Origin of the sequence: Micrococcus luteus (genome assembly GCF_022664405.1) — a bacterium.
Lineage (GTDB): Bacteria > Actinomycetota > Actinomycetes > Actinomycetales > Micrococcaceae > Micrococcus > Micrococcus luteus.
Window position 1 is genome coordinate 36,270 of record NZ_JAKRLB010000003.1, and the last position, 23,398, is coordinate 59,667.

A 23,398-nucleotide genomic window follows, 5' to 3' on the forward strand; every position below is an offset into this window, starting at 1 on the left:
GGAGATGCTCCGCTGATCCACTGACCCTCCCGTGTGTCTGGCCCGGACGCCGGTGCACATGGAACGCGTCCGGTGCGCCGCCCACTCTAGCCACGTCGGGCGCGCCGGACGGGTTGCTAGGGTGAGCCCCGGTGCCGCCGCGTGACGCGCGGCACGTCCGGGCGCCGCAGCCGGCGCACCGGCCTGCCGTCCTCCGAAAGGCGAACCTCGCGTGCGACTGCTCCCCCTCAGCGGGCGCCTGGCCCTGGTCGGCCTGGGCCTGCTCCTCCTGGCCGGCGTGTGCGCCGCCCTCCGGTGGGGAGTGGCCGCCGGCGTCGCGGCCGGTCTCGGCGCGGCCCTCGTCGGCGGGTACCTCGTGCTCAGCGCCCGCGCCCTCACCCGCACGCTCGCCACCGCGTCCACCGCCCAGGCGCGCACGGCGCGTCGGCACCAGGACTCCGCCCGGGACCAGGCGAGCCGGCTGGAGTCGCTGGGCGACGACGTCGCCGCCCTGCGCGGAGACCTCTCGGCACTGAGGGACGAGGTCGCGACCATGCGCACCGGGGTGCGCACCGTCGGCACGGAGGTCGCGGCCGTTGACGCACGGGGCGCGCGCCAGGCCGAGGCCCTCCTGTCCGAGGTCGCCGGCCTGCGGGCACGCGCCGAGACCGCCTCCGCCTCCCTGGACGCCGCGACCACGGACCTCGCAGACCTCCGCCGGCGGGTCGGCGCCCCGGCGCCGGCGCGCCAGGGGTGGGACGAGCTCGCCCGACTGCGCCGCCCCGGTCCCTGCCTCGTGCTGCTGCGCAGAGAGGAGCTCGCCGCGGCCCTCGCGGGGGCGGAAGAGACGACGCCGGTCCTCGTCGGCGCCGAGGCGGAGGCCGTGCTCGCCCACGGCACCCCCCACACCGTCGGCGGGGTCCTGTTCTCCCTGGAGGACGCGGCGGGCCTGCCCGACGCGCGGCTCGCGGCCCTGACCGCGGCTCTGGCCTGGCTGCGGCCCGGGGTGCCGGTCCTGGGCGTGGGCCGGCACGCGGTGCTGCTGGACGGCCAGGCGGGCGCCCTCGCCGAGCGGGTCGGCCACGCCGTGGCGCCGCAGCGTCTCGGGCCCCACGTCGTGCGGCTGGCGCCGGTCGGGCCGCCGACGTTCACCTCCGCCCCCGGCGGGAAGGGCTGACATGCGGGTCGTCCTCTTCGACGCAATCCTCGAGTCGCACGTCACGGAGTCGCTGGCGCGCGCGTTCCGCGCGGCCGGCCACGAGGTCCTCTCCACGGGCCGACTCCACCACGGACACCGCTTCCGCACGGACGACGCCCTGGCCCGCACCCTGGAGCCCCACCTGGCCGCCGTCCGGGACTTCCGGCCCGACTGGGTGATCGTCTTCCGACCCGCCACCGCGCCCTGGCCGGTGCTGCGCCTGCTGCGCGGGACCGGGGCCCAGCTGGCCGTGTGGCTGTCCGACGATCCGGTGCTGTTCGAGCACTCCTACGGCCCGGTCATCGACCTCTACGACCTGGTGATGCACTGCGGCGACGCCCGCGTGCTGCGCTTCCACGAGGAGCGTGCGGGCCGCCCCACGGGCGTCAACATCCCGTTCTGGACGGACCACACGGCGTTCCCGCGCGTCCACGGCGCGCTCCCGGCCGAGGCGGACGTCCTGTTCCTCGGCAACGTCACCGGCCCGGTCCGCCGCCGTCGCTACGAGCAGCTCGCCGCCATGGAGAGCCGGGTGCGCATCCACGGCGCCGTCGGCGACGATCCCGCGGGGCTGGGCGGAGGCTACCTCGACACCGACGCCGAGGTGGCGGCCGCCGCCGCCCGGGTGCGCACGGCGCTGAACATCCCCCAGGTCTTCGCCGACCACCGAGGCACGGACACCTGGTTCCCCGGCCTTGACCGGCTCGGCTCCTTCGAGGTGCCCAGCCGCGTGGTCCAGTACGCGGCGCTGGGCCTGCCCACGGTGACCGTGGACCCCACTCGCACCGCGTGCGCCTCCCTCCCCGAGCAGCACGTGGTGCCGGACGTGGCCGCCGCCGACGCCTGGGTGCAGTCCCTCATCCGAGACGACGGCCTCGCCGAGGCCGGGGAGCGCATGGCCGCCCGGTTCGACCGCTCCTTCTGCGCGGCCGCCCGCGTGCTCGCCTTCGAGTCGCTCGTGGCGGACGACTCCTGGCGCCGGCTCGACGCCCAGGAGCGGGCCACCTGGTTCCTGCAGTTCGACGGACGCACGCGCCCCTCGTCGGCCGACGGCGAGGGGTCGACATCGGTTCCAGCGCCGACGTCGACCCCGGCACCGACCCCCGTGCCGCCCACGGTCGGAGGCGGGGTCGTGGGCCGCCCGACCTCCCTCGTCCTCGTCGCCGCGCAGGCCCCGCCGCGCTTCAGCGCCCTCGACGTCCTGGCACGCGAGCTGCGGGATCGGCGGCCCGAGGCGTCCGTCCGCGTCGGGGCGGAGGCCGCGGACCTGCTCACCGCCCTCCCTCCTCGCCCCGGACGGGCCGACACACACGGGATCGACGTGGACGCCCTCCTGGCCGGGATCGACGGCGGGACCGCTCCCGTACTGGTCTGCGGCGAGGGCGCCTGGCCCGATCCGGACGGGGCCGCCCGAATGCGCGCCGCCGGCGGGGCGAGCATCCTGGTGCTGCGGAGCGAGGCGGTGAACCTGGCGGACCTGGAGCGCTTCGACCTGGTCGTGGGCGTCGGCCCGGCCGCCATCGCCCAGGAGGTGCTGGTGCGGGCCCTCCCCCGCGGGGTCATGGGCCAGGGGCTCGTCGAGTCCGCCTTCCTGGACGCCCTCCGCACGATGCCGGTGCGGCCCGGGGCGGTCGTGGTCGGATCCGCCGGCGACCCCCTCGCCCTCGCACCGGACGGGGTCGGCGCCCCCGACGTCCTCACGCCCCGGGACGCGACCGAGGCCGACGTCGCCGCGCTCGCCGAGCTGCTCTCGCGCGACACGGTGCTCCTCGAGCCCACCGTGGCGGGAGCACGCCACATCCCGTCGGCGCTGACCCCCTACGCCCTGTGCGCCGGCGCACACGTAGTCGCCCGGCGCCACCGCTCACCCACCCTGCCGCGCTGGTACCGGGACGAGGTGCGCCGGGCCGCCGACGCCGGGGAGGCCCGTGCGCGACGCGACGCCGACGCCGCGGATCCCGCCCAAGACCCGGGGCTCCGCCTGCCCCGCCAGCGCCGGGCGTTCGCGGCGGCCGCCCAGCTGGACGCCTGGTGCGCCGCCGCGCTCGGCCATGCCGCGGCGCGCCACGACGACGTGCCGGCCTCCGCTGCGGTCCTGCGGCCGGAGGGTGCGGTCACCGTGGCTCCCGGCGCAGAAGTGCGCCTCGACGACGGATGGGGCGAGGCCGTCGTCCCGGCCCGCGGGACCGTGCGGATCGCCCTGCGGCTCGGCCCTGACGAAGCTGTTCGTGCAGTCACCCTGACCTCCGGCGGCGCGACCGTCCGCGCCGTGCTCCCCGGGGACTGCTCCCGCGCCGACCTCGTGCTCCGGCGCGCCGACCTGACCGCCCCCGGAGGAGCCGTGCTCACGCTGGCCGCCGACCCCACCGAGCCGCTGCCGCGGCAGGTCCGGCTCACCGTGGCGGCCGAGGCCTCGACGGATCCGGCCCCGCCCGCCGCGGCCCTCGACTCCCCCCTGATCGTGGTGCGTCCCGGCGCGCCGGAGAGGCGCCACCCATGACCGCTCACCCCACCGACCCCCGCCGCATCCTGATGGTGCGGGGCGGGGACCACCGCTGGGTGCGGCACGACCGCGCCCTGCTCCGCGCGCTGCAGCTGGGCGGGCACACCGTGGTGGACCTGGACCTCGGGCGTCACCCCACCGCCGTGCCCACCCCGTTCACGGAGCCGGCGCCCACCCGGCCCGTGGACCTGCGCGCGCTGGACCGACTCGTGGACCGTGCGCGTCCGGACCTCGTGCTTTTCGCGGGCGAGGCACTGCGGCCCGACCCCGCCACCGCCGCCGACCTCCGCGCCCGCGGCGCACGCCTGCTGGGCATCGCACGCCTGCCCGAGGACGCGACGGACGAGCGAGCCGCCGAGGTGGACGGGCTGCTGGACCTCGTGGGATCCTCCACCGCCGTGACGCGCCCCCCCGGCGGTCCGGTGACGTACGGGGACCGGATCGCCGAGACCCTCGACGCCCTCCCCGCCCCCCGGAGCCCGCGGACGCCGCCGCGCGTCGTGCTGGTCTCCGGGTACTACGGTGCCGGCAACCGCGGGGACGAGCTGCTGCTGGCCACGCTGGCCCGCACCCTGGAGGAGGGCCTGGAGGACGTCCAGGTGGTGGTGGCCGCCAACGACCCCGCCGCCGTCGAGCGGGTGCACGGCCTCCCGGCGTTCGCCCGCGCGGACCTCACCGCGGCGGAGGAGCACGCCGCCCGCGCGACCGCCGTGGTCCTGGGCCCGGGCGGGCACTGGCACGACTACTCGATCGCCGCCGCCGGGGGCCTCGCCGGCGCCTTCCGGGGCACCCGGGTCTCCCCCGCGCACATGGCCCAGTTGCCGCTGCTCGTGGCGGGGTACGGAGGCCGGGTGATCGTGCACGGGATGGGCGTCGGACCGCTGGAGGATCCCGCAGCCCGGGCGGCCGTCCGGCTCACCGGCCGGGTGAGCCACGCCGTGTCCGTGCGGGACGAGGCCTCCCGCGCGCTGCTGGAGCCGCTGGCCGCGGACTGGCCCGCGCCCGTGACCGTGGCCCCGGACGTCGTCTACGGTCTCGACCTGCCGGAGTGCGCTCCGGCAGGGGCGGAGGACGAGGGCTGGATCGCCGTGAGCCTGCGCCCCTGGGGGGACGACGCCGACCGCCGGCGCGAGCTGTTGCGGGAGGTAGTGGCCGCCGCGGCGGGGCGCGGTCTGCGGATCGTGGGCATCCCGATGCAGCCCACGGACACCGCTCCGCTCGACGAGCTGGGCGCCGTGGCGGAGGCGGAGGGCGTGCCCGTCACGATCCTCGCCGCAGACGCCCCCGACGACGACGTCCTGCGCGCCCTCGGGGGCGCCCGGGCGGCCGTGACGATGCGCCTGCACGCCGCACTGCTGCGCCACCGGACACGGGGGACGGCGGTCGGCCTCGCCTACGATCCCAAGGTGCTCGCGCACTTCGCCGAGCTGGGCCGCGCGGAGGACGCCCTCCCCCTCGAGGTGGATCCGGCGCTCTTCCGCGCGCGGCTGGAGGCCGCCCTCGACAGCGTGCGCCTGCCTGCCACGGCGGCCCTGGCCGTGGCGGAGCGGGAGGCGGCGGCGCGCCGGGACACGCAGCGGCTCGTGGAGATGCTCCGCCAGGCGCCCGTGACTCTGCCGGACCCGGCGTGGGTCCGGTACACGCCGCGACGCTGACGCGCCCCGACGCTGGCCCCCGACGCGGACCCGCCGGGGGTCGGCCTTGCCGGGGGTCAGCGTCGGGTCAGCGGTAGGTCACCCGCGGCGCCACTGGCCGCGGGTGTCGATCACGCGCTTGCCGGCCGCGGACGGCGCGAGATCGGCGAACGCGTCATGGTCCACCAGGAGCAGGATGACGTCCGCACGGGCGATCGCGTCCGCGGCGGAGACGAGCTCCACGTTCGCTTTGCCCTGCAGCTTCGCGGGCAGCGCCTCCACGTGGGGCTCGGCCACCAGCACGGCGGAGGCGGAGAACTGGTCCGCCAGCTCCACGGCGATGTTCAGCGCCGGGGACTCGCGCAGGTCGTCGATGTTGGGCTTGAACGCCAGCCCGAGGGCCGCCACCACGGGGGTGCGGCCCGTGGCCTGCTGCACGTCGAACGCGGCGGCCTTCGCCTGGTCGATGACCCACTGGGGCTTCGCGTCGTTGATCTCGCGCGCGGACCGGATGAGGCGGGCGGTCTGCGGGGCGGCGTCCACGATGAACCAGGGATCCACCGCGATGCAGTGCCCGCCCACACCGGGGCCCGGCTGGAGGATGTTCACGCGGGGGTGGTGGTTGGCCAGCTCGATGAGCTCCCACACGTCGATGCCCTGCTCGGCGCAGATCAAGGACAGCTCGTTGGCGAAGGCGATGTTGACGTCGCGGAAGGAGTTCTCCACGAGCTTGGCCATCTCCGCGGTGCGGGTGTCCGTCAGCAGGATCTCGCCCTCGCAGAACGTGCGGTAGAGGTCGCGGGCCCGCTCGGCCGCGCGCCGGGTCGAGCCGCCGACGATCCGGTCGTTGGTCACGAGCTCGACCATCACGCGGCCCGGGAGCACCCGCTCGGGGCAGTGGGCGAAGTCCAGCTCGGACTCGCGCAGCTCAGGACGCTCGGCGAAGATCACCTCGGCCATGTGCTCGGTGGCGCCGGGGGGCGAGGTGGACTCGAGGATGACGAGCTCGTCGCCGGTCAGCTGCGGGGCCAGGCCGCGGGCGGCGGCCTCGATGTAGCCCAGGTCCGGGGAGTGTCCGTCCTTGAACGGGGTCGGCACGGCGACGATGTAGGCGTCCGCCGCCGGCGTCGTCGTCGAGGCGCTGAGCAGGCCCTTCTCGACGCCGCGCGCGACGAACCCGGCCAGGTCCGGCTCCACGAAGGGCACCGTGCCCGCGTTCACAGCGTCCACCGTGCGGTCCGAGACGTCCACGCCGAGCACCTTCACGCCGTTCTCGGCGAGGATGGCGGCGGTGGGCAGGCCGATGTAGCCCAGGCCGATGACGGCCACTGTGCTGATGCTGGTCACGGGGGTCCCTTCTAGGTGCGGCGGCACGCCGGGCATGGCGGAGCGCCTTGGATTCAAGTATACGAGGGCCGCTCAGAGCGCGGCCGGGGCCTCGGGGGGCCGGGGCGGCAGGACGGCGTCCCTCCACAGGTCCGCCACGACGCGCTCGTCGTAGCGCCCCACCTCGGTCCTGGCCAGGTCGGACAGGACGGCCCAGTCCCCCTCCGCGTCCGCCGCGTCGAGGATGCGCTGAGCCGCCGCCTGCGCGTCCGCGACGATCCAGCGGTCGTCGAAGACGTCGCGTGCGCCCTCGCGGTCCCAGACCACGGGCACGGCACCGGAGACCATCCCCTCGACGGGCGCGAGGTGGAAGCTCTCCGTCGCGCTCGGCGAGAGCATCCAGCCCACCTTGGTGTACCAGGTGCCCATGTCCGCCCCGAAGGGCTCGAAGGCCACGGCGTCCCGCAGCGGGCCGGCACCGAGCCGCGCGAAGAGGTCCAGGTACCCCTCGCGCTCCAGCGGCTTTCGCCACACATGGGGGTACTCCCACGGCATGCGGCCGCGGATGTGGAGGGTGAAGCGGTCGTCCTCCGCGCGCAGCCGGCCCAGGAGGTCCAGGGCTCGGTCCGGGCGTTTGAGCAGGGGGACGATCCCCACCATGCCGAGCCGGAACCGACGGCCCTCCCGGCCGGGGCGCGCCAGGTCCGCGAAGGAGACGGCGTTCGGGATGACCCGGACGCGGGAGGGGTCGATGTCGAGGGCGTCGAGCACGTGGCCGCGGTTCATCTCCGAGACCACCACGAGGACGTCGACACGGGAGGTGTCGATGTCCTTCAGCCAGCCTCCGCGCAGCTCGAACATGTGTAGCCGCACGACGAGCCGCTGGTCCGGGCGGACTCGCTGGGAGAACCACACCGCGTTCGGCCCGGCCCACTCGCACACCACGACGTCGGCCCAGTCCAGCAGCTGCTGGGAGGCGGACTCGTCGTGCTCGTGGAGGGTCTCCCATTGGTCGATGCGCAGCTCCACGTCGGGATCGGCCTGCAGCATGTCCACGAGCTCGCCGGCGAACTTGAGGTCGTGGGCGGCCAGCAGGACCTTGGTCCGGTGGCCGGACGGCCGAGCGGACGCGCGGGGTCGCTCCGCGGCGCCCACCCGCTCGAGGATCCGGCGCAGCGCCTCGGCCCGCCGGGTCATGCGGTAAGGCTCCGCCGCCGCCAGCACGTGGGCGGACAGCTCGGCCAGGTGCGGCTGGGCGGCGGCCAGCCGCTCGGCGATCTCCTCGGGGCCGTCCGCCAGGGCGTCCACGAAGAGGGGGTAGTCCCTGCCCAGGAGGTCCTCGTGGATGGTGGTGCGGTTGACCAGCGGGGGCACGCCCAGGGCGCAGCTCTCCAGCACCTTCGTGGAGATCTCGAGGGAGAGGTCGAGCGCCGGTGAGCGCCACCCCAGGGAGACGTGGGAACGGGCCATCGCGGTCATGCTGTCGGCGCGGCTCAGCGCGCCCGTCCAGGTGATGCCCGGTGCCGGGGAGTCCAGCAGCCCCAGCATCCTGGCGGACCATCCCGGGTGCTTCGGCTCCCGGTGCACCTTGTCCCCCACCATGGTCAGGCGTGCGTCGAGGCCGCGTCCGCGGAGCGCCTCGAGGATCTGGGGCATGCGGTCGGTGCGCCAGTCATGGGCGAACTTGCCCGCGTACACGAGGTGCATCTCGCCCTCGGCGCGCTCCTCGGCCGGGAGGGGCCGCACGTCGTCGGGCACCATCGGGGAGAGCAGCTCGGTGCGCCCCGCCGCAGCGGGCACCAGGGCCTCGAGGACGGCGCGGGCGTGCTCGGTCTGGGCCAGCATGAGCCGGCTGCCCTCGGCCACGCGGCTGACCCGGCGGATCAGGGCGTCCGGGAACCCGCCGCCGATGTAGCCGTACTCGGTGATGTAGGACCACAGCTTCCCCTTGAGGCGGCCCCGCTCGACGAGCTCGAGGCACATCTCGCTGCCGCGGACGAGCACGACGTCGAAGTCCAGCTCGGCGTCGAGCGCCTCCAGGGCCTCGGCCGCGCGGGTGTGGGACATGCCGTCCTCCCCGTGACGCACGCGCGCCTCGTGGACCGTCACGCCCCGCAGCCGGCGCAGGGGTCCGCTCAGCAGGTCCCTCGTCTCCGGGGCCTTGAGCTGCACGTGCACCTGGGCACCCGTGAGCGCGAAGGTCTCGGCCAGGGAGGGCAGCCAGATGGCCGAGCCATCCATCACGTTGAGGTTGACGTCCCCGTAGAGCAGGACACGCACGGCGGACACGTTCGAGGCGGGGATCTCAGGCATGGGCGGTCTCCTCGGCGGCGGTGAGCAGGTCGGCGATCCCGTAGGGCGCGTCGCCCGGATCCTCGGAGAAGTGGACCGGCGCGCGGCGCGATCCCGGGTGGAGGGGCATCAGGGTGGACTGGCGCTGGAGCAGCAGGGCGCCGATCTCGAAGCGCTGGTCGCCGCGGACCACCAGCCAGCAGGTGGCCCCGCGTCGGGAGGCGGCGCGCACGGCGGTCATGAGCTCGAGCAGGAGCGCGACGCCGGATGTGGTGAGGGCGCCCGCCCACAGGCCGGTGAACGCCTCGAGGTCCACCACGACGGTCTCCGCCCGCGTGGCCACGGCCACGCTGGTGCCCGGCTGGAGGGCCACCACGCGGTAGCCGTCGGCCTCGAGGGAGGCGCGCAGGTCGGAGGCGAGGAGACCGACGACGGTCCGGTGCCCGGCCTCGGACCGCCCCGTGTCCACGATCCCGAGGGCCCGTTCGAGCCGGTCGCTCGCGTCCGGGTCCGTGCCGATCGCGGCCGCCCCGCGGCCGGGCACGCCCTTGGCCGCGGTGCTGGCCGCGGCTCCTCCGGCGAGGCCGAGGGCGTCGCGGGCGGTCTCGGCGTCCCTCTTGCCCGCCGCGCCCCACCGCACCCCGAAGACCCCGCGGATCTCCTGGGCGACGGGCTTGGGGAGCTGACGCAGCAGGAGGCCGCCGGTGCGGCGCAGTCGGACGCGTGCGTCCGGCGAGAGCGCGCGGGCGGCGCGCCGGAGGCCGCGCTGGATCTTGGGACCTGGCATGGAGGTGACCTGCTCTCCGAGGGGACGGGGGGACGGACGCGGAGGACCGGGGGGCACCTCGAGGGTAACAGCGCCGGTGGTCTCGCCCCGTGGACGCCGGCAGAACCCCGGGCGTCGGGCGGCGCGCGGAGGACTCAGCGCGCGTCGGCGAGCGCCCGCAGCAGGCGCTCGTACCGCGCGGACACGGCCCGCAGGTCCGCGTGCGCGGCCACCCATGCCCGGGCCCCGGTGCCCACGTCCGTGCGGGCGGGGTCGGCGGCAAGGGCGGCGAGGTGGGCCACGAGGTCCTCGGTCCGCGGGCCCACGACGTCGGCACCGCCGGCGTCCTCGAGGGTGCGGGCGGCCTCGCCCGTGACCATGCCGGTCACGTGCCGGCCCACCGCGAGCACCTCGTAGGTCTTGGAGGGCACGGTGTGGCGGAAGCTGGGCCAGTCGGCGCGCAGGGCGACCACCAGGGTGTCCGCCCACGCGTACTGGGCGGCCACGTCCTCCCCCGCCACGGGACCGAGGATCTCCGCGGCGCCGCCGAGCCGGGCGTCGAGCGCCTCCAGGTCCTCCCGCCGGGTGCCCTCCCCCACGATCCGCACCCGGACGCCCGGGTGGCTCGCGCGCAGGGCGGCCGCGGCCTCCACGAGGCGCTCCAGACCCTGGCTCTCCCCCAGGTTGCCCAGGTACAGCACGTGCAGCTCGCCGGCGGCCCGCTCCCGCCGCGGCGCCACCGCCAGGCGGGCCAGGTCCACGCCGTTGCCCAGGGTGCGGACCACCCGCACCCCGCGCCCGCGCAGCGTCTCCGCGAAGCCGTCCGTGACGGTCACCACCAGTCGGGCCGCGCGCTGGCCGCCGGTCACGACACGCTCCATCGCGACGCCCAGCAGGCCCTGGTGCACCCCGGCCTCGTGGGCGAGATCCGGCCAGGCGTCGCGCATCTCCAGCACGAGGGGGCGGCGCCAGAGGCGGGAGAGCACGACGCCGGGCACCACCACGGGCAGGGCGGGCACGGTGGCCACCACCACGTCCGGGCGTCGGGTGGCCATCCCACGGGGGATGGCGAGCAGCGCGTGCACCACCGCCTCGGCGAAGCGGCCGTTGCGGCCGGCCTCCCCCAGGGGCAGGCGAGGCGTGGGCAGGACGTGTTCGCCGTCGGGCCCGGCGAAGGGGCGCACACCCCCGGGCGCGACGACGTCGACGTCCCAGCCCGCCGACCGCAGCGCCGCCACGACCGCACCCCAGCGACGCGCGGGCGGGGTGCGCTCGGGCCGGTAGGAGTGGGAGACCAGCAGGAGGCGGGGGCGGCGCGGCTCAGTCGTCACAGGGGTCCTCCCCGAGGGCGGGTGCGGGCGTGGTGCCGGTCAGCAGGGTCAGCACGGGGGCGGGCCCGCCGGCGGCCTGGGCCTTCTTCTCCTTCTGGGGCTCGTGCTCGTCGACATAGCGCTGGACGTCGTCGTCCGCGAGGGCGGAGCGCAGGTCCGCCAGCTTGTCCTCGTCGAGCTCGACGATGGCGTCGCCGTTCGGCCCCTCCGCGAAGCCCTTGCGAGGCACCGTGAACATCTCGACGTCCTCGCCGCGGACGTCGCGCAGCTGCCACGCGAGCGAGGCGATCACGCCCGACGTGAGCCCCTCGTCCACACCGAGGTGGTCGGAGAACGTGGCGACGACCTCGGTGGTGCGGGCGGGATTGCCCAGGATCTGCGGGCTGAGGAAGCGGTCCATCGCCCCGGCCAGGTAACGCTGCTGGTTCTTCACGCGGGTGACGTCACCGTCGTCGAAGGCGTGCCGTTCGCGCACGTAGCGCAGGGCGGCGGTGTCCTGCAGCAGGATGTGTCCGCGCGGGTAGTACGAGGGGTTGGCCTGACCGGAGGAGAAGGCCTGCGGGTTGCAGACCTCGACGCCGCCCAGCGCGTTCGTCACGCCCCGGAAGCCCTGGAAGTCGACCTCCAGGACGTGGTGGATCGGCACTCCCAGCAGCAGCTCCACCGTGTCCACGGCGAGCGCGTAGCCGCCCGTGTCGAAGGCCGAGTTGATCTTCGCCTCACCGTGGCCGGGCACGGTGACCCACGAATCCCGCAGCACGGACATGACGTAGACCTGGCGTCGGTCCGCGGGGATGTGCACGAGCATCATGGTGTCCGAGCGCTGGCCCATGTCCTGCTCGCCCTCGCCCTCGCGGGAGTCGGAGCCCAGGACGAGCACGTTCAGCGGGCCGTTGCCGGCCGCCTGCTCGAGCGCCCCCACGTCCACCGTCTGCCGGTGGTCGTCGAAGGTGCGCCCGAGCGAGCCCGCGTACCAGGCGCCCAGACCGAGCAGCGCCGCGAGCAGGACGGCGAGCACGCCGACGACCCACGGCCAGCGCCGGCGGCGCCGCGCGACCGGCGGGGCGTCGTCGCGCGGGGACGCGGGGCGCGGCAGGGGCTCGGGCGTCCAGGACGCGGCCGGGGGATGGCTCACTCGTGTCTCCTGCTCGAGGTCGGGGGTCAGCCCAGTCTACGGACGCCTCGTCAGGCGTCGGCCGCCGCGGCCCGGCGACGGCGGGGCGTCGGCTGGCAGCGCGGGCACAGGTGGCTCGCACGGTTCATGAACGGCACGCGGACGATGCGGGAGTCGACCCCCTCGGCGGCGCAGCGGCGACACGGCTGCCCGGTGCGCCCGTAGGCCGCCAAGGAGCGGGCGAAGTAGCCCGATCGCCCGTCCACGTTGACGTAGAGCGCGTCGAAGCTCGTGCCCCCCACCTCCAGGGCCCGGCGCATCACGTCCTGGACGGCCGCCATGAGGCGCAGCGTGTCCGCCCGGCGCATGCGCTCGGTCGGGCGCTCGGGGTGCAGGCGGGCGCCCCACAGGGCCTCGTCCGCGTAGATGTTGCCGATCCCGGAGACCAGCGACTGGTCCAGCAGCGCGCGCTTGAGGGTGGAGCGGCGGCGCGCCAGGCGCGCGTGCACGGCCGCGGGGTCGAACAGGGGGTGCAGCGGGTCCAGGGCGATGTGGGCGGCCGTGGTGGGGATCCGCTCGCCGCCGGCGGCGTCGTCGGGCCGCAGCGCGTCGAGCCACCAGCCGCCGAAGATCCGCTGGTCCACGAACCGCAGCTCGCGGGCGGAGCCGTCCGCCGCGGTGACGGGCAGGCGCAGGCGCAGGTGTCGCTGGTCGGCGGCCCCCGGTTCGTCCACGAGGATCTGCCCGCTCATCCCCAGGTGCACGACGACGGCGTCGTCGCCCTCGGCCAGGGGCAGCCAGAGGAACTTGCCGCGGCGAGCCGGCTCGGCCAGCTGGGCGCCGCGCAGCCGCTCCCGGAGGGCGTCCGCACCGCCGGGGCTGCGACGCAGCGAGCGGGGGTCGAGGACCTCGAGCTCCGCGGCGACGGCGTCCGTGGCCCACCGGGCCAGGCCGCGCCGGACGACCTCGGCCTCGGGCAGCTCCGGCACGGGCTCAGCGCCCCGCGGCCGGCAGATCCGCCTCGAGGGCGGGCCACGAGGCGGCCGCGGCGTCCCGCTCGGCCTGCTTCTTGGAGCTGGCGACGGCGGAGCCGTACTCGCGCTCGCCGACGACGAGGGTGGCCCGGTAGCGGGGGTCGTGCGCGGGGCCCTGACCCTCGATCGCGTAGCGGACGGCGCCGAGACCGTGCCGGCTGGCGGCCTCGGCCACGACCGTCTTCCAGTCGGTGCTCTCGCGCAGCAGGTCCGGCTCGTCCAGCAGCGGCACCACGTGGCGGTGCACGAGTGCGGCCGCGGCCACAGCCCCGTGGTCCACGTAGACCGCGCCGATGAGCGCCTCGAGGGTGTCGGCGAGGATCGAGTCCTTGTCCGCCCCGCCGGTGCGGCGCTCCCCCGTGCCCAGGCGCACGAACGGGCCGATGCCGATCCGGCGCGCCACCTTCGCCAGGGCACGCGTGGACACGACGGCGGCCCGGCGGCGCGCGAGGTCGCCCTCGGCCAGGTCCGGGTACACCGTGAAGATGTGGTCGGTGACCACGTAGCCCAGCACCGAGTCCCCGAGGAACTCGAGGCGCTCGTTGGTGGGCAGCCCGCCCTGCTCGTAGGCGAACGAGCGGTGCGTCAGAGCGCGTTCGAGCGTCTCGGCGGTGATGTGCACGCCGAGACGCTCGAACAGCTCTTCTGGCTCGGGCGCGGGCTCAGGCCCGCGGCGAGCCGATGGGGACGCCATCTCAGGCGTCGGCGACCTTACGGCCCTTGTACTCGAAGAACAGGGGGGTGCCGGCGGCGTCGGTCTTCAGCTCGGCCTGGTGGGGCAGGCGGTACGAGACACGACCGTTCTCGACGGACTTCACCAGGGCGGGCGCGGTGGCCTTCCACTGCGACCGGCGGGCACGGGTGTTGGCACGGGACATCTTCCGCTTCGGGACTGCCACGACTATCTCTCTTCTGTCTCGGTGATGGAGGTCTCTGAGGTGCCCGCGAGGTGGGCCAGGGCGGCCCAGCGCGGGTCCACGCGCTCGTGGGCGTGCCCCTCGGGCGCGTCCTCGAGGCGGATGCCGCAGTCGGCGCACAGGCCCTCGCAGTCCGGCCGGCACAGCGGCTGGAACGGAAGGGCGATGACCACGGCGTCCCGGAACACGGGTTCCAGGTCCACGGTCTCGCGCACCACGAGCGGCTGCTCGCCGGCGTCGTCCTCGGACGTGCCGGTGAGGTACAGCTCCTGCAGGTCCACGGTGATCCCCTCGTGCAGCGGGCGCAGGCAACGGCCGCACTCGCCCTTCAGGGTCGCGTCCGCGGTGCCGGTGACGAGGACTCCCTCGTGCACCGACTCCAGACGCAGGTCCAGTTCGACGGGGTCCCCCTCGGGGATCCCCAGCAGCGGCGTGGAGACGCCCGCGGGGGCGGGCCACTCGGCCGTCAGCTCGCGCTGGACTCCGGCCCCGCGCGTCAGATCGCGCACGGGGATCACCCACGGCGAGTCGGCGCCGTGGTGCTGGATGCTGTCCATGGTCGCTCCTCTCGGCGGGTGGGACGGCGGGGGTACACGGCCCGTCCGCACGCCCTCTGCGGGGATGCGATGCGGCCTGGACACGGGTCCAGCCACGACGGACCGACAGCCCATCCTACCGGGTGGGTCCGCCTCGGCCAAAGCCAGCGGCGGTCCGCGCGTCGCCGGCCCGGCTCAGAGCCCGGCGGTGAACTCCCGGAGCCAGGCCCGCAGGTCGGCCCCGAGGTCCTCGTGCCGCGTCCCGAACTCGATGACCGCCTGCAGGTAGCCGAGCTTGTCCCCCGTGTCGTAGCGGCGGCCGTCGAAGACGACGGCGTGCACGCCGCGGCCCTCGCCCTCCTCCGTGGCCAGCCTCTGCAGCGCATCGGTGAGCTGGATCTCCCCGCCGCGGCCGGGCGGGGTCTCGTCCAGCACGTCGAACACCTGCGGGACCAGCACGTAGCGGCCGATGATCGCGAGGGTGGAGGGGGCGTCCTCGCGGGCCGGCTTCTCCACGAGGTCGGTGACGCGGACGACGTCGTCGCCCTCCCCCGGCACGGCCTCCACCGCGGCCACGCCGTAGGCCGAGACGGCCTCCTCCGGGACCTCCATGAGGGCGATCACGGAGCCGCCGAGGCGCTGCTGCACGTCGATCATGCGCTCGAGCAGCGCCTCGCCGTCGCCGATGATGTCATCGCCCAGCAGGACCGCGAACGGCTCCTCGCCGACGTGGCGGCGTGCGCAGTTCACCGCGTGGCCGAGCCCGAGGGCCTCGCCCTGACGGACGTAGTGGATGTCCCCCACCAGGTCCGACTCGCGGATCTGCGAGAGCCGCGTGGCGTCGCCCTTGCGCTCCAGCGCGGCCTCCAGCGCGGGATGGCGGTCGAAGTGGTCCTCGAGGGCCCGCTTGTTCCGGCCCGTGATCATCAGCACGTCCGCCAGGCCCGCACGCCGGGCCTCCGACACCACGTATTCGATGGCCGGGCGGTCCACCACCGGCAGCATCTCCTTCGGCATGGCCTTGGTGGCCGGCAGGAAGCGGGTGCCCAGGCCGGCGGCCGGGATCACGGCCTTGCGGGTGCGGGGGCGGGAGGGGGGCGGGACGGTCATCGGCGGTTCTCCTGCGGTGGATGCGGTGGGACGAGCGAAGGGATGGCCCGCGGGTGGGCCGGGCGGGGTCAGGCCCCGCCGTCGAGGCCGCGCAGGACCGCGGCCGGGACGAGCTCGGCGACGTCGCCGCCGAGTCCATGGACCTCCTTGATGAGCGAGGAGGACACGTGGGTGTACCGGGCGTCGGCCGGGAGGTAGACCGTCTCGACCCCGGTCAGGTGGCGGTTCATCGCGGCCATCGGGGCCTCGAACTCGAGGTCGGCGCCGCCGCGCAGCCCCTTGACGATCGCGTCCGCGCCGATCTGTCGGCAGAACTCGGCCAGCAGGCCCGGGCCCATGGGCCGGACCGCGACACCGGCGAGGGAGGACACCGTCGCCTCGATCATGGCGATGCGCTCGTCCACGCTGAAGCGGTACGTCTTGGCCGGGTTGGAGGACACGGCGACCACCACCTCCTCGAAGAGGTTCGCGGCTCGCGCGATCACCTCGACGTGCCCCTTGTGGAGGGGATCGAACGAACCAGGGCAGACGGCACGACGCATGGGTGCCAGCCTAGCGGGGGCCGCGCCGAGCGGCGACGGACGCCCGTCCGGTCCGGCACCGGCGCGTCGCGGTGGTGACGGACGCGGCATGCGCCGCCGTGTGCGGTCCGCGGCGATGGGTACAGTGCGGCCATGGACGGAACCCAGCCCACCCCCGGAGCAGCACGGCACGACGTCGACGTGGACGCGCCGTGGCGTCGCACGGCGGCGGCCGCGGGCCTGCTCGGCGACGCCGGCCCCGTGCCCACGGTGTTCGAGACGATGACGGGCCTCGCCGTCGAGCACGGGGCCGTGAACCTCGGCCAGGGCTTCCCCGACGCCGACGGCCCCGACGCGCTGCTGCGGCTGGCGGCCGACGCCGTGCTGGTGGGCCCCAACCAGTACGCCCCCGGCACGGGCGACCCCGCGCTGCGGCAGGCCGTCGCGGAGCACCGCCGGCGCCACTGGGGCGTGACGGAGGACCCCGCCACGCAGGTCATGATCACCACGGGCGCGACCGAGGGCATCGCCGCGACGGTCCTGGCGTTCGTGCGCCCGGGCGACGAGGTCGTCACGGTCGAGCCGTTCTACGACTCGCACGCCGCCACGATCGCCCTGGCCGGCGGCCGTCACGTGAGCGTGCCGGTGGAGGCGCCGGACTTCCTGCCGGACCCGGCACGGGTGGCGGACGCGATCACCGACCGCACGCGCCTGCTCATCGTGAACACGCCGCACAACCCCACGGGCGCGGTCTATCCGCGGGAGCTGCTCGAGGAGCTCGTGGCCCTGTGCCGGTCCCGGGGCGTGCTGATCCTCGCGGACGAGGTCTACGACCACCTCGTCTACGAGGGCGAGCACGTCAGCCTGCGCTCGGTCGCGGGCGCCGAGGACATCGCCCTGACGGTCTCCAGCGCGGGCAAGGCGTTCGCGGTCACCGGCTGGAAGGTCGGCTGGCTGACCGGCCCGGCCGAGCTCGTCGGGGCCGCGCGCGCCGTCAAGCAGTTCCTCACCTACTCCTCCGGCCCCGCCTTCCAGCGCGCGCTGGGTGCCTACCTGCCCACCGACGACGCCGAGCGGCACCTCGCCGGCCAGCGCGAGCGGTACCGCGACGCCCGGGATCGGCTCGTGGCGGGCCTGCGCGAGGCGGGCCTGGACCCGGTCGTCCCGGCGGCGGGCTACTTCGTCGTCGTGGACCTCGCCCCGTGGGGTGTGACGGACGCGGCCGAGGCCGCGGTGCGGTGGACGCGTGAGGCCGGCGTCACGGGCATCCCCGTGGGCGCGCTCTGCCGCCCGGACGGGGGCCACCTGCGGTCCTGGCTGCGGCTGGCGTTCTGCAAGTCACCGGATGCGATCGACGAGGCGATGCGCCGCCTGGCCGAGGCGGCCCCGCGGCTGCGCGCGGCCTGACCCCCGACGCTTTCGTTGACGAAACGGCGGCCCCCGGAGCACTTTCGTTCGGGAAACGGCGGTCTCCGGAGCATTTTCGTTCGGGAAACGGCGGCGCCGTGCTCGCGGTTCCGTGCTGAGCCCAGTCCGTTCCGCCCTCCCGTCTCCCCAGTGAGAACGGGACGAGACGCCGCCGTTTCCCGAACGAAAACGGGCCGAGACGCCGCCGTTTCCCGAACGAAAGCGGGTGGGCGGGGTCAGCGCTCGTCCTGCCAGAGGTACAGGGCGGTCTCGCCGTAGACGCGCACCTCGACCTCCTCGAGGCCGCGCGGCCGGCGCGGCGCCGCGTCCCGGGCCGCCCGCTCGAGCACGAGCAGCCCGCCCGGGGCGAGCCGCTCGGCCGCCGCCTCCACCACGGCCTCGAGCGGCGGGCCGGCGACCGGGTACGGCGGGTCGGCCAGGATCAAGTCCACGGACGCGGTTTCCGCCGCGAGCGCCTGCTCCACGCTCCCGGCGCGCACGCGCACGACGTCGGCCCCGCGCGCCCGGTTGACCAGCGCGGCGTTCGCGCGGCACGCGGTCACGGCCTTCCGGTCCCGCTCGACCAGCAGCACCGATGCCGCTCCGCGGCTGGCGGCCTCGCACCCCAGGGCGCCGGAGCCGGCGTAGAGGTCGAGCACGGCCGTCCCGTCCAGCCAGTCGCGGGCCTCGAGCCAGGAGAACAGGGCCTCCTTGGTGCGGTCCGTGGTGGGGCGCGTGCCGGTGCCGGGGACGGCGGTCAGGGGCCGCCCGGCGGCCGCGCCGGCGATGATGCGGGACATGGCTCAGCCCTTCTCGAGGTAATCAACGGCGGTGAGGTGCTCGGACTCCCAGCGGGCCACCTCGGCGGCGAGCGCCGGGTGGGCGGAGAGCCCCGGGCCGGCCGCCATGACCTGCGCGACGGCGTCGGCGGCCACGGCGATCAGCGGGGCGTCGGCGATGACGTCCACGTGGTGCAGCCCCGAGGCCAGCCCGGACTGGGCGGCGCCGAGCACGTCGCCGACGCCGCGCTGGGCGAGGTCCTCCTGCGCGATGCGCATGCCGTCCTGCTCCTGGGCCAGGACCTCGAGCCGGCGCAGCGACGGGTGCCCGTCCGGCAGGCGCGTGGCCAGCAGGCAGACCGCCGCCCCGGGCCCGCGGCCCACGCGGCCGCGCAGCTGGTGCAGGGTGGACAGGCCGAAGTCGTCGGCGTCGAGGATCGCCATGACCGTCGCGTTGGGCACGTCCACGCCCACCTCCACGACGGTGGTCGCCACGAGCACGTCCGTCGCCCCGCGCGCGAAGGCCTGCATCGCCGCGTCCTGCTCGGCCTGGTCCATGCGCCCGTGCACGGCGTCGATCCGCAGCCCCGCCAGCGCCGGGAGACCCCGCAGCCGGGGTGTCATCTCCTCCACGTTGGCGTGGCCCGGGTCGGTGTCGTCGGGGTCGATGCGCGGGCACACCACGAACGCCTGGTGGCCGGCCGCCACGTGCTCGGCGATCAGCTCCCACACCCGGCCGATCACGCGCGGGCCGTGGGCCATCCGCGCCACGTGCGTGGTGACCGGCTGACGCCCCGAGGGCAGCCCCTCGAGCACCGACAGGTCCAGGTCGCCGAACACCGTCATCGCCACGGAGCGCGGGATGGGCGTGGCGGACATGACGAGCAGGTGCGTGCCGGGGTTGGCCCGCCGCAGGGCCTCGCGCTGGTCCACGCCGAAGCGGTGCTGCTCGTCGACGACAGCCAGGGCCAGCTCGGCGAAGCCCACCTTCTCGGAGAGCAGCGCGTGCGTCCCCACGGCGATCCCGGCCTCGCCGGAGGCCAGGGCCAGCAGCGCCTCGCGGCGCGCGGCGGTCTTGAGCGAGCCGGTGACCAGCGCGACCCTCGTGGCCGGGCCGTCGCCGGCCCCGAGGGTGCCGGCCTCCGCGAGCGGGCCCATCAGGCGCAGCAGGGCACGGTGGTGCTGCGCGGCGAGCACCTCGGTGGGCGCCACCAGGGCAGCCTGGCCGCCGGCGTCCACGACCTGCAGCATCGCCCGCAGGGCGACGAGCGTCTTACCCGCGCCCACGTCCCCCTGCAGCAGCCGGCTCATCGGGGCGTCCCGGGCCAGCTCGGCGGACAGCTGCTCCCCCACCGCCACCTGGCCGGGCGTCAGCGCGAACGGCAGGCGGGCGTCGAGGGCCTCGAGCAGGCCCCCGGGCCGCGGCGGGCGGGGCACGGCGGGCACCGCCCGCTCCCGGTCCCGGCGCCAGGCGAGCGCGGCCTGGACGAGCAGCGCCTCACGCAGGGCGAGCGCGGTCCGCGCCGGGCCGGTGGCGGCGACGTCGTGAGGGGCGTGCAGGTCCCGGTACGCCTGGGCGGTGCCCGGCAGCGGCGCGTCCAGGTCGAGCGCCGCGGCGGCCTCCGCGCGGATCCGCTCGGTGAGCAGCTCGGGGATCCGTCCCAGGTCGACGGTCTCGAGCACCCGGGCGACGGCGGAGCGGACCGTCCACGACGGCAGCTTCCCCGTGGCCCGGTAGAGCGGGACCGGTCGCACGTCCACCTCCCCCGGGGCGACGTCGTCGTCCAGGAGGGCGAAGTCCGGGTTGTTCAGCGTGATCCGGCCGCGGTACTCGGTCGTGCGGCCCTGGAACATGGCGGTCATCCCGGGGGCGAGGCGGCGGCGGGCGTCGTGGCCGTTGAAGAAGGCCATGGACAGGCTCGCCCCCGGCACGCCGGCCACGGACGGGTCAGCGACGGTGACGTCCACGATGAACCCGGGCCGGCTGTGCATGCGCCGCGTGGTCACCGACTCCACGACGGCGACGACGGTCACCTCGGCGTCGTGCGGCAGCACGGCGATGGGGGTGAGCTCGCCGCGCTCGATCCAGCGGCGCGGCACGTGGTCCAGCAGGTCCCCGACCGTGGTCAGCCCGAGCTCCTTCTCGAGGCGGGCGGGCAGCTTCCCGCCCAGCACCTCGGACAGGGGCAGCTCGGTGACGGGGGCCTCAGCGGCCATGGCACCCGTCCGGTGCGGCGTCGCCGTGCGACGGCCCGGCCAGGTCGGTGACGGCCAGGCCCTCGACGTCGCCGGCGGCCCGCAGGGGGCCGATCGCGTCCTCGGCGCGGGGCACGTGCACGTGGACCCGCCACGGCACCCGGCCGTGCGCGTCACGGGCGGTCCCGACGGGGGCCAGGATCACGGCGTCCCCCACCTCCGTCAGCCGACGGCGCAGCTCGGCCGCGGCGAGCGGGGTGAGCGTCAGGGTGCCCATCACCTCGACGGCCCCCTCGGCCGGCGCCTCCGCCGCGGCGGCAGGCTCGGCCTCCGCGGCGTGGGCGCCCTCGCCGTAGCCGGGGAGGGCGGTGGCCAGCTCCTCGTCCACGGGCGTGCCCGTCACGACGGCGCGCAGCGCCTCGAACACCCAGAGCAGCCCGACGGCGCCGGCGTCCACGACGTGCGCCCGGGTCAGCGGGGCGAGCAACGACTCGGTCTCCTCCACGGCCTGCACGCAGTCGGCCAGCATGAGGGTCACGGCCGGGCCGAGCCGCACGGCCGGGTCCGCGTCCCCGGCCACCGCAGGCGTGTCGGGGGCCTGGGTGGACGAGCGCGCGAGGCTGCGGGCGGCCGCGGAGAGCACCGTGAGGATCGTCCCCTCGCGCGGATCCGACAGGGCCTGTCGGGCGGCCCGGTCGGCGGCTCCGAACGCCGCCGCCAGGGCGAACGCGTCGACGCGCGCCCGGCCGCGCAGGGGCTCGGCCATCCCCGCCAGGCTGACCGCGAGCAGCATGCCCGAGTTGCCCCGGGCGGAGTCCAGCGCGGCCGCGCCCGCGTGCGCGAGCACGGCGCCGGCGTCGTCCTGTGCGGGGCAGGCGTCGGCCGCGGTGCGGGCCGCCGTCAGCGTGGCCAGCATGTTCGTGCCCGTGTCCGCGTCCGGGACCGGGAAGAGGTTCAGGGCGTCGAGCCGCGGCGCGGCCCGGCCCACGAGCTCCTCCGCGAGCGCGAGCCAGTGCGGCACCAGCGACGGCCGGGGCGGCGTGCTCACGGCGCCACGGCCTCCCCCAGGGTGCCGGTGCGGATGCCCTCGCCCAGGCGGGCGATCGCCGCCCAGTCCGGCCACACGACGTCCTCGCCGGTGTCCGTGTAGCCCACGCCCACGGACGGCACCGTGCTGGTCACGATCGGGGCGTCGCGCGCGTCGCGCAGGGACCACGCCAGGTTCGCGAGGGTGCTGGAGTCGAGCTCGTCGTCGAGGGTCAGGAACGGGGCGAACTCCTCGACGGCGGCCTGCACGCGGCTCGGGTCCGAGAGGGTGTCCCGCGAGAGGAACGCGGCCACGATGGCCTTGACCAGGCGCTGCTGGTTCTCCACACGGTCGAAGTCGCTGCGCGGCAGGTTGTACCGCTCCCGCGCGTAGGCCAGGGCCTTGTCCCCGTCCATCTGCACGGTGCCCGCGGGGAAGTCGATGCCGCCGGTCGAGACGAAGGCGCTGGGGTTGTCCACGCTGACGCCGCCCAGGGCGTCCACGAGGCCCTTGAAGCCGGCGAGGTCCACGGCGATCACGTGGTCCACGCGTGCCTGGAACATGTTCTCCGCGGTGGCCACCGTCAGCGGGATGCCGCCGTACTGGTAGGCGGCGTTGACCTTGTGGTCCCCGTGTCCCGGGATCGGCACCCACATGTCGCGCATGATGGACATGACCTGGATCTCGCTGCGGTCCCCGGGCACGTGGACCCACATGAGGGTGTCCGACCGGCCGGCGGAGTCACGGCCCTCCGCGCCCGCGTCCTCGCCGACGAGCAGCACGTCGAGGGCCTGCTCGTCCGCCTTCTCGTCCGCGTCCGGGGCGACGGGGCCCTGGGCGCCTTCGGCGGCCTGGTCCGCGTCCATGCCGGGCGGCGGCGCGGTGGGCTGCTGGGCGGACGCCCCCGCGGCGCCCGGGCGGCCCGACTCGGCGGGGAACGCGCCGCCGTCGAAGCGCTGGGTGTCCTGGTCGATGATCCGGGCGATCCCGCCGACGTACACCGCCGCCGCGATGCCCACGGCCAGCAGCGCCACGAGCACCACCGCCAGGGCGATCAGCCACGGGCGGCGACGACGACGGCGCCGCCCGACGGCGACGTCCTCCTGCGGGGGGCGGGGGCGGGGGTCCGCGGTGCTGCTCACGTGGGCTCCTGAGGCGGGGACGGGAACGGTCCCGCCCATGCTAGGGCACGGGCCCCCGCGGGTCCCGGCGCCGCACGTATCCTGGGCGGATGGAATCCCGCCGTCTGCGTCGTCTCGTGCCCCTCCTGACCGCGATCGCCCTCGGCGCCACGGCCTGCACCGGACGGGTGGCCACGGTGGAGGCCGCGCCCCACGCCGCTGACCCGGCGTGTGCCCCGGCCATGGTGGCCATGCCCGACGCCCTGGGCGACCTCGACCTGCGCCCCACCGACAGCCAGGCGACGGCCGTGTGGGGTGACCCGGCCGCCGTCGTCCTGCGCTGCGGCGCCGAGGTCCCCGGCCCCACCACGGACCGCTGCATCTCCGTGGACGGGATCGACTGGGTCATCCGGGACGAGGACGAGAACTGGCGGATCACCACCTACGGCCGCGACCCGGCCGTGGAGGTGCTGTTCGGCAAGGACCAGGCCAGCTCGGACACCGTGATGGTGGGCCTGTCCTCGGCGGTCGCGCAGATCGAGTCCAGCGGCGGCTGCGTCAGCGTGCAGGACGCCACACCCGTCGGCTGAGACCGGCGCGGGCCGCG

General features: G+C 75.8%; 20 protein-coding genes. 5 read left to right on the forward strand and 15 right to left on the reverse strand.

Annotated elements, in window-relative coordinates:
- The first annotated feature begins 211 nt into the window (after nt 1-211).
- The 3 genes from MF605_RS01880 to MF605_RS01890 are packed head-to-tail and all read left to right on the forward strand — an operon-like array spanning nt 212 to nt 5,335.
- On the forward strand, nt 212-1,156 hold the full coding sequence (locus tag MF605_RS01880) for a hypothetical protein (RefSeq protein WP_134416661.1): 945 nt from the start codon (nt 212-214) through the stop codon (nt 1,154-1,156).
- 1 nt (nt 1,157) lies between these two features.
- A complete protein-coding gene (locus MF605_RS01885) occupies nt 1,158-3,677 on the forward strand; it encodes a CgeB family protein (protein WP_134416659.1) in 2,520 nt (839 codons plus the stop codon).
- The gene (locus MF605_RS01890) at nt 3,674-5,335 is read left to right on the forward strand and encodes a polysaccharide pyruvyl transferase family protein (RefSeq protein WP_134416657.1); all 1,662 of its coding nucleotides are present in this window, start codon (nt 3,674-3,676) and stop codon (nt 5,333-5,335) included. Before MF605_RS01885 ends, MF605_RS01890 begins: the two co-directional genes overlap by 4 nt.
- A 78-nt stretch (nt 5,336-5,413) precedes the next feature.
- Here MF605_RS01890 and wecC read toward each other — a convergent pair whose 3' ends face one another.
- From wecC to coaD, 11 genes are all read right to left on the reverse strand, one after another.
- The gene (gene wecC / locus MF605_RS01895; protein WP_043275977.1) at nt 5,414-6,661 is read right to left on the reverse strand and encodes a UDP-N-acetyl-D-mannosamine dehydrogenase; all 1,248 of its coding nucleotides are present in this window, start codon (nt 6,659-6,661) and stop codon (nt 5,414-5,416) included.
- A gap of 72 nt (nt 6,662-6,733) precedes the next feature.
- The gene (locus MF605_RS01900; protein ID WP_134416655.1) at nt 6,734-8,953 is read right to left on the reverse strand and encodes a glycosyltransferase; all 2,220 of its coding nucleotides are present in this window, start codon (nt 8,951-8,953) and stop codon (nt 6,734-6,736) included.
- The gene (locus tag MF605_RS01905; RefSeq protein ID WP_134416653.1) at nt 8,946-9,719 is read right to left on the reverse strand and encodes a hypothetical protein; all 774 of its coding nucleotides are present in this window, start codon (nt 9,717-9,719) and stop codon (nt 8,946-8,948) included. The genes MF605_RS01900 and MF605_RS01905 overlap by 8 nt, the downstream gene beginning before the upstream one ends.
- A 134-nt stretch (nt 9,720-9,853) precedes the next feature.
- Nucleotides 9,854-11,029, reverse strand: coding sequence for a glycosyltransferase family 4 protein (locus MF605_RS01910; RefSeq protein ID WP_134416651.1), 1,176 nt, complete (start codon nt 11,027-11,029; stop codon nt 9,854-9,856).
- Nucleotides 11,019-12,164, reverse strand: a complete 1,146-nt coding sequence (locus MF605_RS01915; protein ID WP_134416649.1) for an LCP family protein — start codon at nt 12,162-12,164, stop codon at nt 11,019-11,021. The genes MF605_RS01910 and MF605_RS01915 overlap by 11 nt, the downstream gene beginning before the upstream one ends.
- A gap of 50 nt (nt 12,165-12,214) precedes the next feature.
- Nucleotides 12,215-13,132, reverse strand: coding sequence for a bifunctional DNA-formamidopyrimidine glycosylase/DNA-(apurinic or apyrimidinic site) lyase (gene mutM / locus MF605_RS01920; RefSeq protein WP_134416647.1), 918 nt, complete (start codon nt 13,130-13,132; stop codon nt 12,215-12,217).
- 4 nt (nt 13,133-13,136) lie between these two features.
- Nucleotides 13,137-13,799, reverse strand: coding sequence for a ribonuclease III (gene rnc, locus MF605_RS01925; RefSeq protein WP_217564700.1), 663 nt, complete (start codon nt 13,797-13,799; stop codon nt 13,137-13,139).
- Between the two features lie 73 nt (nt 13,800-13,872).
- Nucleotides 13,873-14,076 (reverse strand): 50S ribosomal protein L32, encoded by a 204-nt coding sequence (gene rpmF, locus MF605_RS01930; protein WP_002856390.1) that lies wholly within the window; start codon nt 14,074-14,076, stop codon nt 13,873-13,875.
- 2 nt (nt 14,077-14,078) lie between these two features.
- Nucleotides 14,079-14,651, reverse strand: a complete 573-nt coding sequence (locus tag MF605_RS01935; protein WP_002856392.1) for a YceD family protein — start codon at nt 14,649-14,651, stop codon at nt 14,079-14,081.
- 174 nt (nt 14,652-14,825) lie between these two features.
- Complete coding sequence (gene galU / locus MF605_RS01940; RefSeq protein WP_134416645.1) at nt 14,826-15,740, reverse strand: UTP--glucose-1-phosphate uridylyltransferase GalU; 915 nt, start codon at nt 15,738-15,740, stop codon at nt 14,826-14,828.
- Between the two features lie 68 nt (nt 15,741-15,808).
- On the reverse strand, nt 15,809-16,282 hold the full coding sequence (gene coaD / locus MF605_RS01945; RefSeq protein WP_134416643.1) for a pantetheine-phosphate adenylyltransferase: 474 nt from the start codon (nt 16,280-16,282) through the stop codon (nt 15,809-15,811).
- A 132-nt stretch (nt 16,283-16,414) separates the two neighbouring features.
- Between coaD and MF605_RS01950 the strand changes: the two genes are divergently transcribed.
- On the forward strand, nt 16,415-17,668 hold the full coding sequence (locus tag MF605_RS01950) for an aminotransferase class I/II-fold pyridoxal phosphate-dependent enzyme (protein WP_043275981.1): 1,254 nt from the start codon (nt 16,415-16,417) through the stop codon (nt 17,666-17,668).
- A 236-nt stretch (nt 17,669-17,904) separates the two neighbouring features.
- On the opposite strand, the gene rsmD is transcribed toward MF605_RS01950, so the two are convergent.
- From rsmD to MF605_RS01970, 4 genes are read right to left on the reverse strand one after another with little or no spacing between them, the layout of a single operon-like run.
- Nucleotides 17,905-18,468, reverse strand: coding sequence for a 16S rRNA (guanine(966)-N(2))-methyltransferase RsmD (rsmD, locus tag MF605_RS01955; RefSeq protein ID WP_134416641.1), 564 nt, complete (start codon nt 18,466-18,468; stop codon nt 17,905-17,907).
- Nucleotides 18,469-18,471: 3 nt separating this feature from the next.
- Nucleotides 18,472-20,664 carry an ATP-dependent DNA helicase RecG gene (locus tag MF605_RS01960; RefSeq protein ID WP_134416639.1) on the reverse strand — a complete coding sequence of 731 codons (2,193 nt, stop codon included), beginning with the start codon at nt 20,662-20,664 and terminating at the stop codon, nt 18,472-18,474.
- Nucleotides 20,654-21,691, reverse strand: a complete 1,038-nt coding sequence (locus MF605_RS01965) for a DAK2 domain-containing protein (protein WP_134416637.1) — start codon at nt 21,689-21,691, stop codon at nt 20,654-20,656. Before MF605_RS01965 ends, MF605_RS01960 begins: the two co-directional genes overlap by 11 nt.
- A complete protein-coding gene (locus MF605_RS01970; RefSeq protein WP_036338094.1) occupies nt 21,688-22,812 on the reverse strand; it encodes an LCP family protein in 1,125 nt (374 codons plus the stop codon). Before MF605_RS01970 ends, MF605_RS01965 begins: the two co-directional genes overlap by 4 nt.
- Before the next feature lie 89 nt (nt 22,813-22,901).
- Here MF605_RS01970 and MF605_RS01975 point away from each other — a divergent pair, with 89 nt between their 5' ends.
- Nucleotides 22,902-23,381, forward strand: a complete 480-nt coding sequence (locus MF605_RS01975) for a DUF3515 family protein (protein ID WP_036312910.1) — start codon at nt 22,902-22,904, stop codon at nt 23,379-23,381.
- The last annotated feature ends 17 nt before the right edge of the window (nt 23,382-23,398 follow it).